Below are 7,031 nucleotides of genomic sequence, written 5' to 3'. Positions count from 1 at the left end.
GGGGCTGGGCCCTTTCCGCGTGGGGGGGCGCGTGCCCCGGTTCTCCGCCCCCCGGGGGGCCCGCCCGGGCGCGGGGGGGGGGCCGCCCCCCCGCCCCCCCCCGGGGGGGGGCGGGGGGGGGGCGCCGGCGAGGGCCCGGACCGACTTTTCCCCTCCGACGGCTGCTTCGCCCCCCGCCGCGCGTGCGGCAGGCCCCGCGGGCAGCGCGCCGACGCGGCGCGGCGGGCGGGATCGGTGTAGGTGCCGACGATCCCGGTGATCTCGACCTCGACGCCGGTCTCCTCGCGCGTTTCGCGGAGGCCGCACCCGGCGATCGACTTCCCGGTGCCCATCGCGCCGCCGGGCAGCGCCCACGTCCCGTCGTCGGTACGGCGCTGGAGCAGCACGCGGCCCGCGCCGTGCGCCACGACCACGGAGGCGGCCCGGGACCAGCGAGTTCGCCGCCGGGGCGTACGGGGCGTCCTGGTGGTCACGTCTGGGCACGAGCCGCTCCGCCTCACCATCGCCGGGCCGCCGCCGCGCGGCCCGCTCCTGCTTCCGCTCCCGCTCCCGCTCCCGCTCCTACTCACGCTCAGATGAGGTCCCAGGGCGCCGCGCGGTACAGCGCCACCACCGGCGCGGCGGCCCGCTCGTCGAAGGCCTGCCCGTCGATGCGGGACACCGGCGCGACCCCGTGCGAGTTGCTGACGAACGCGCCCTGGTAGCGGTGGAGTTCGGACAGGCGCACGGGCCGCGTGCACCAGTCGCAGGAGGTCCGGTCCAGTTCGCGCCGCAGCACCAGCATGGCGATGCCGGGCAGGCTCGGCGCGTCCGGCCACACCACGCGCCCGCCCTCCAGGAAGCCGACGTTCGTGATGGAACCCTCGGCGACCACGCCGCCCGGCCCGGTCAGCAGCGCCTCGTCGAAGCCCGCCGCCCGAGCCCGCAGCCCGTGGTGCGCCTGCCCGAAGCTCCCGGTGTGCTTCACGTGCGCGAACTCGCGCTGGTAGTCGACGGCGGTCAGGCGCACCGGCCCGGCGGGCTCGGGCGCCGGCGGGAGCACGCTCACCAGCACCGACAGCCGCTCGGCGCCGGCGTCGGGGCGGAAGACGCGCACCCGCACGGAGGCGTCCTGCACGTCGTCGGCCAGCGCGTGCCGGACCAGCTCCCGCACCCGCCCGCCGTCCAGCCCGACGCCGAACAGCTCCCTGCTCGCGCCGTCCAGCCGGGCCAGGTGCAGGTCGAGCCCCGGGGTGCGGCGGGCGCGCACCTGCATCGCGGTGAAGTGCGCGTGACTGGTCATCGCCGGGAAGAGCGCCTGCGCGGTGGCGGGGCGGCCGTCGATCTCCAGGCGGGGCTCGGCGGGCTGCGGGTACGGGCTCATGGCGCGAGCCTAACGGCCCCGCCGCCCGGGCGCGGGGGAAGTCGCCTGCCGAGGAGGTGGGTGCCGGTGCGCCGCAGGCGAGTTCGGTCCATGGGGGCGCCATGGCGGTGGAGGACGTCACGCCCGGCAGGAGCGGCCGCTCCCACGCCGCCGTGCCGACATCGGAGACCGACGCCGGGTCCGCCCGGCTCACCCGGTACGCCTCCGGAGGGCCGGTCCGGCAGTTCGAGGCCCCCGTGGCCTTCGGCAGCGGAATCCCGTTGCGTGTCCGGCAGCCGAGCTGCCCGGCCCGAACCGGCGGGCGCACGCAACGCGTCCGCGCACACCGCGGCTGCGCGCGGACGGGCCGGTGGGCCGGATCCCCGAGGGCACGAGGCGCGCAGGAAGTCGGCCCCGCCGACTTCCTGCGCAGCGGGCCTGCGCGCGGCGCTCTCCGGGGCGTGCCGAAGGCGGCGGAGTGCTTCGGCCGCCCCGCCGGCGGCCGGTCGGCCCGGGCCGGAAGGACTCCGGGCAGGACCTCCGGAGGGACGTTCCTTCCCCGATAGGCTGCGGCTATGACGATCAAGGCTGTGGTGTTCGACGTCGGGGAGTGCCTGGTCGACGAGACCCGGGAGTACGGCACCTGGGCGGACTGGCTGGGCGTGCCGAGGCACACGTTCGTGGCCCAGTTCGGCGCGGTGATCGCGCAGGGCCGGGACTACCGGGAGACTTTCCAGATCTTCGCGCCGGGCTTCGACCTCTCCAAGGAGCGAGAGAAGCGGGCGGAGGCCGGTCGGCCGGAGACCTTCGGCGAGGACGACCTCTACCCGGACGTCCGGGGTGCCTTCGCCCGACTCCGGGCGAACGGCTTGTGGTTGGCGATCGCCGGCAACCAGACCGTGAGGGCCGGCGCGATCCTGCGGCGGCTGTTCACGGACGACGTCGACCTGATCGGCACCTCGGACGACTGGGGTGCAAGCAAACCGGACCCTGCCTTCTTCGAGCGCGTCGCCGAGGTGGTGCCTGCCGAGCCGCACGAGGTCCTCTACGTCGGCGACCGGCTCGACAACGACGTCCTCCCCGCCCGGGCGGCGGGCATGCGGACGGCGCTGATCCGGCGCGGCCCCTGGGGCTGGATCCAGCAGCACGACCCGGCCGCCGATCAGGCGACGTTCCGCATCGACTCGCTGGCGGAGCTCCCGGACCTGATCGCCGAGTTCAACGCTGGAGCGAACTGAGCGTCGTCGACCAGGAGTAGAGGCGGTCGTCCACACGTCGGACGGCCGCCGTGTCCTGCCACGGGGTGAGTGCTCGTCGAGCCTCGCGTACACGTTCCATGCCGGTGGCGTACCAGGTGATGGCCAGTTGGTCGAGGGCTTGCTCCAGCAGTGCACATGCCTGCTCCGGCCGCCGGGCAGCGGCCTCCACCGATGCAAGGTCGCCGAGTACGACGATGCGCTGTTTGCCGTCGGTCTGAGGGAGTTCCGAGAGTGTCTGCTCCAGCGTGGTCCGGGCCTGCGGGATCAGGCCAGCCCGCAACTCGGTGTTGCCACGGAACGCGTGCAGCCGGGTCGTTGAGAACCAGGTGAACCAGTCGGGCGGGAGAATGTCGCTGTCGGCGGCGAGGACATCCTCGGCGTGCCGCAGCAGAGCGAGCGCGCCGCGATGGTCTCCGCATCGAGTGAGGCACTCGGCCTCGACTGCGTCGAGCCAGGCCAGTACGTCCGCGGATACCGGGGCCCGACGGGCGTAGGTGCGGGCAGCGTGCATACGTTCCCGTGCCCCATCGAGGTGACCAGCCCAACCCGGCACAAACGCACTGTGAGCGAGGATCGCGGCGCCGAGCAGGTTGTCGTCAGCCTCGCCAGCAGCCTGAAGTGCGCGGACAAAGGTCGTGTCAGCAGAGTCGGGCAGCCGCAGGTCGAAGAACTCGATTCGGCCGAGCAGCAGCAGCGACTCGGCCAGGCCCGAGGCCAGCACCTTGCGGGCCACCCCGTCCGTCTCCCCGAGTAGTACGGCGCCTAGGTCTGCGTGTGCGGCCACCGTCGGGTGCAACGCGGCTGGGGCCGTGGACAGGTAGAGCCGACGGTGAGCTTCGGTGACTATGGCGTAGTCGGCGCCAACAGTCCCTGGCTGGCTTCCCTGCGGACCGTGCGGTCGAGGTAGTGCGCCGCGGAGGGCTGTTGATGTCATACGGAGTGGAACCGAAGGCGTGGCAACGGCCGCAGACATGGGCTGGGAGCGGTTCCAGGGAGCACGGAAGCCCAGGTCTTCAACCGGTTGTCGCAGGACGTGAGTCAGGAGGCGTTGGTAGTCCTCCCCGGGCCACGGAGGGGTGTCGGATTCCCAGCGGCGGACCTGGCGCACACTGACGGAGACACCACGGAGGCCAAGCTGTTGGGCAGCCCGGGTGAGGGCGTCGGCCAAGGCCTGTTGACTGGCGTAGCCGGCGGCTTGTCGGGCTGCTTTGAGCGCGGTGTTGGGCACAGTCTCCTCCGCACATGCCGATGATGGATTAACCCTACGGACTCAGAGGCCGTTTTGGGGACTCCTCAGGCATATGACGGACTAATACGTCCTCCAGGCGTCCCTTAAGAGTCCTCTCCAAGGCCTTCAGGACGTCCTAGTGGCGAACGACGATGGATCTGGTCACTGAACGGTGGCACAAGATCACTGACAGTAGGTCTTTTGTGTTTGAGACAGAGCAAGTCATGCCGACCAGGGCCGGTGGGGCTCTGTTCGGCTGGATGATAGGACGTTTTGTCCTTGCTTGTCTCGGGGCCGTGACCCCCCGTCGTGAGTCGGCCGACAGCATCGTGATCGAACTCGACCTCCGCTGGGGTGGCCGGTACGTATGCGTCGCAGTCCAGCTCGGCGCGACAACCTCTCGACGTGTCCGATCAAGCTATAAGCGCCCGGTCGCTGGTTGGCACCACACCAGGCATCTCCAGCGTGATGTCGCCCTCCTCTCGTGCGTTCTCTATCCGCTCCTTCCGAGGTACTTCGCCATGCTCAAAACCCGCCGGCCCCGCATGTTCGTCGCGCGTCTCGACTCTCGGACCGACTCCACGCCGCTGGCCCGGTACTTGCTCCGGGCCTACCTCTCCGGCCTCCCCTCCGGCGACCGCTACCGCGAGACCGCCGAGCTGCTGTTGGGCGAGCTCTTCGCCAACGCCGTCCGGCACTGCGACGCGCCCGACGACCGGCACATCGAAGTCCGCTTCGCCCTCGCCGGCTCGCGACTGCGCCTGGAGGTACACGACGCGGGATCCGGCCGGCCGCTGCTCCGCGCGGCCGCTCCGGACGACGAGTGCGGGCGGGGCCTGATCCTCGTCAACGAGCTCGCCGAGCGCTGGGGTTGTGCCTCCCGCCCCTGCGGCATCGGCAAGTTCGTCTGGGCCCTCGTCGCTCCCGTCGCCATCTGAAGGACCCCGTCACCATGAACCTCGCCACCCTGGCCCGGCACGCCCTCTCCCGCGGCCACACCCTCGCCGCCACCTACACTCTCCTCACCCGCCGTACCCACCAGCCCCTCGCCTCCGCCCGCGCCGTCTGCCTCGCCCTCGACATCCCCCACGCCGAGACCACCCGCCGCCTGGCCGACTGCTACGACGCCCTCCTCGCCGACCACCATCCCGGCGACGAGACCGACACCGGCGAACTCCTCGAAGCCCTCGGCGTCTTCGACGTCCCCAAATCCCTCACCGACACCGAACTCGCCGTCGTCGACCGCCTCCTCGCCGCCGTCGACGCCATGGGCGGCATCCGCCCCGGCCACCGTCACGGCCTCACCCGCTGGTTCACCACCGGCAACCTCACGGCTGCCTACCTCTCCCTCGTCGCCGCCCGACCGCTGCCCCGCACCGGCGACCCCGCCACCTACTGGGCCGCACTCGTCGCGGCCGGCGAACTCCTCCTCACCACCCCGCGCCCGGACAGCCGCGTCCGCTATGCCCTCACCCGCTGCCACGGCCACGCGGGCGCCCGGGTCTGACCCCCGCGCGCAGGAAGTCGGCCTGGTCGGCTTCCCGCGCGTGTTGGTCGGGCGGGGGTGGCTGGTTGGGGTGGGGGTGGTGTGTGGGAAGTCGGTTCGGTCGACTTCCTGCGCGTGTTGGCCGGGCGGGGTGGGGCTGTTGTGGCGGGCAGTTCGTTTTGGGGGAGGGGGGCTGTGTGGGAGTCGGCCTGGTCGGCTTCCTGCGCGTGCTGTTCCTGCGGGGGGTGGTTGTCAGGGTGGGGAGCCGGTGGTGCACGGGAAGTCGGCCTGGTCGACTTCCTGCGCGTGTCGGCCGGTGGGCGTGGTGTATGGGGCCCCCGCCCCATGCCCGGAGAACGCCGGTGCCGCCCCCTGCCCGCGCCGGGGGCGGCACCGGTGGCGGAGCCCGTCCTAGGTACGGCCGGTGGCGCGGGTGCGGCGGGTGAGGGAGTCCAGGACGACGGCGGCCAGCAGCACCGCCCCGGTGATCATGTACTGGATCGCCTGGGCGGCGTGGACCATGTCCAGGCCGGTGGTGATGGACTGGATGACGAGGATGCCCAGCAGCGCGGACCAGGTCTTGCCGCGCCCGCCGAACAGGCTGGTGCCGCCGATGACGGCAGCGGCGATGGCGCTCATCAGCACGTTGCCGCCCCCCAACTGCTTGTCCGCGGAGCCCTGCTGGGAGGCGTAGAACAGCCCGCCCAGGCCCGCCAGGAACGCGGACAGCACGAACACCGAGATCCGTACCCGGGCGACGTTGACGCCCGCGCGCCGGGCCGCCTCCACGCCGCCGCCCACCGCGAAGACCTGCCGGCCGTAGCGGGTGCGGCGCAGGGTGAAGTCGGTGAGCACGACGGCCCCGAGCAGCACCACCAGGGACAGCGGCAGGCCGCGGTCCTGGTTGAGCGCGTAGGCCGTCGCCAGGGTGAGGACGGCGAGCGCGCCGGCGCGCACCGCGCTGTCGGCCGTGGCGGGGGCGGCGAGGCCGGCGGCGCGGCGCCGGCGGGCGGTGAGCAGGCGGGCTCCGAGGTAGAGGGCCGGGGCGAGGACGGCCAGGCCCCAGGCGTAGGAGATGTCGCCGTCGCCGAGGAAGGTGCTGTCCAGGCCGGCGACGATGCCGTCGTGGCGGTTGTTGACGGTGCCGCCGTCGCCCAGCACGTACTCCTGCAGCCCGCTCCAGGCGAGCATGCCCGCGAGGGTGACGACGAAGGCGGGCACGCCGACCCGGGCGAAGAACAGGCCGTGCAGCAGCCCCATCACGCAGGCCGCGCCGAGGGCGGCGAGGATGGCCGCCCACTCGCTCCACCCCTGGCGCGAGGTCAGCACGGCGGCCGTGGCGGCGCTGGCGCCGGCCACCGAGCCCAGCGACAGGTCGATCTCGCCCAGGATCAGCACGAAGACGACGCCGACGGCGATCAGGCCGGGCCCGGCGATGAAGCGGGTGATGTTGGTGAGGTTGTCGGCCTGGAGGAAGTGGTGGGTGACGGACTGGAAGACGACCGCGATGACGACCAGGCCCACCACGACCGGCAGCGAGCCGAGCTCGCCGGAGGCCAGGCGCCGGCGGGCGGCCTGCGCCCGCCCGGCCCAGCCGGGGGCGCCCTGGTGCAGCCGCGGGTCGACGGCGGGGGAGGTTGCTTCGGGGGTGCTCATGCGCGCTCGGCCTCCTCGGCGCTCGCGACGGAATCGGTGGGCCCGGCGCCCTCGCCCGGC

6 protein-coding genes and 1 pseudogene are annotated in these 7,031 nt (G+C 73.0%); 3 read left to right on the top strand and 4 right to left on the bottom strand.

Features of this window, described 5'->3' with window-relative positions:
* Positions 1-227: 227 nt before the first annotated feature.
* Positions 228-483 (bottom strand): annotated as a pseudogene (locus ACH5AR_RS20895) (NUDIX domain-containing protein); the annotation flags it as partial.
* Between the two features lie 88 nt (positions 484-571).
* A complete protein-coding gene (locus tag ACH5AR_RS20890; RefSeq protein ID WP_396302935.1) occupies positions 572-1,363 on the bottom strand; it encodes an aminotransferase class IV in 792 nt (263 codons plus the stop codon).
* 554 nt (positions 1,364-1,917) lie between these two features.
* Between ACH5AR_RS20890 and ACH5AR_RS20885 the strand changes: the two genes are divergently transcribed.
* Positions 1,918-2,580, top strand: coding sequence for an HAD family hydrolase (locus ACH5AR_RS20885; RefSeq protein ID WP_396302934.1), 663 nt, complete (start codon positions 1,918-1,920; stop codon positions 2,578-2,580).
* Here ACH5AR_RS20885 and ACH5AR_RS20880 read toward each other — a convergent pair.
* Positions 2,561-3,334, bottom strand: coding sequence for a transcriptional regulator (locus ACH5AR_RS20880; RefSeq protein WP_396302933.1), 774 nt, complete (start codon positions 3,332-3,334; stop codon positions 2,561-2,563). The two genes, ACH5AR_RS20885 and ACH5AR_RS20880, sit on opposite strands and share 20 nt — an antisense overlap.
* A gap of 1,040 nt (positions 3,335-4,374) precedes the next feature.
* On the opposite strand from ACH5AR_RS20880, the gene ACH5AR_RS20875 reads away from it, so the two are divergent.
* Both ACH5AR_RS20875 and ACH5AR_RS20870 read left to right on the top strand, forming a co-directional pair.
* Positions 4,375-4,767, top strand: coding sequence for an ATP-binding protein (locus ACH5AR_RS20875; RefSeq protein ID WP_396302932.1), 393 nt, complete (start codon positions 4,375-4,377; stop codon positions 4,765-4,767).
* Positions 4,768-4,781: 14 nt separating this feature from the next.
* Entirely contained in the window at positions 4,782-5,336 is a 555-nt protein-coding gene (locus ACH5AR_RS20870; RefSeq protein WP_396302931.1) for a hypothetical protein, read from the top strand.
* A gap of 390 nt (positions 5,337-5,726) precedes the next feature.
* Here the strand turns inward: ACH5AR_RS20870 and ACH5AR_RS20865 are convergent, their stop codons facing one another.
* Complete coding sequence (locus ACH5AR_RS20865) at positions 5,727-6,971, bottom strand: sugar ABC transporter permease (protein WP_396302930.1); 1,245 nt, start codon at positions 6,969-6,971, stop codon at positions 5,727-5,729.
* Positions 6,972-7,031: the final 60 nt, after the last annotated feature.

The organism is Kitasatospora sp. NPDC018619, from assembly GCF_044391605.1.
Classification (GTDB): Bacteria; Actinomycetota; Actinomycetes; order Streptomycetales; family Streptomycetaceae; genus Kitasatospora.
Note: the sequence above shows the minus strand (reverse complement) of the source record. Positions and strands in the feature narration are given on the sequence as shown.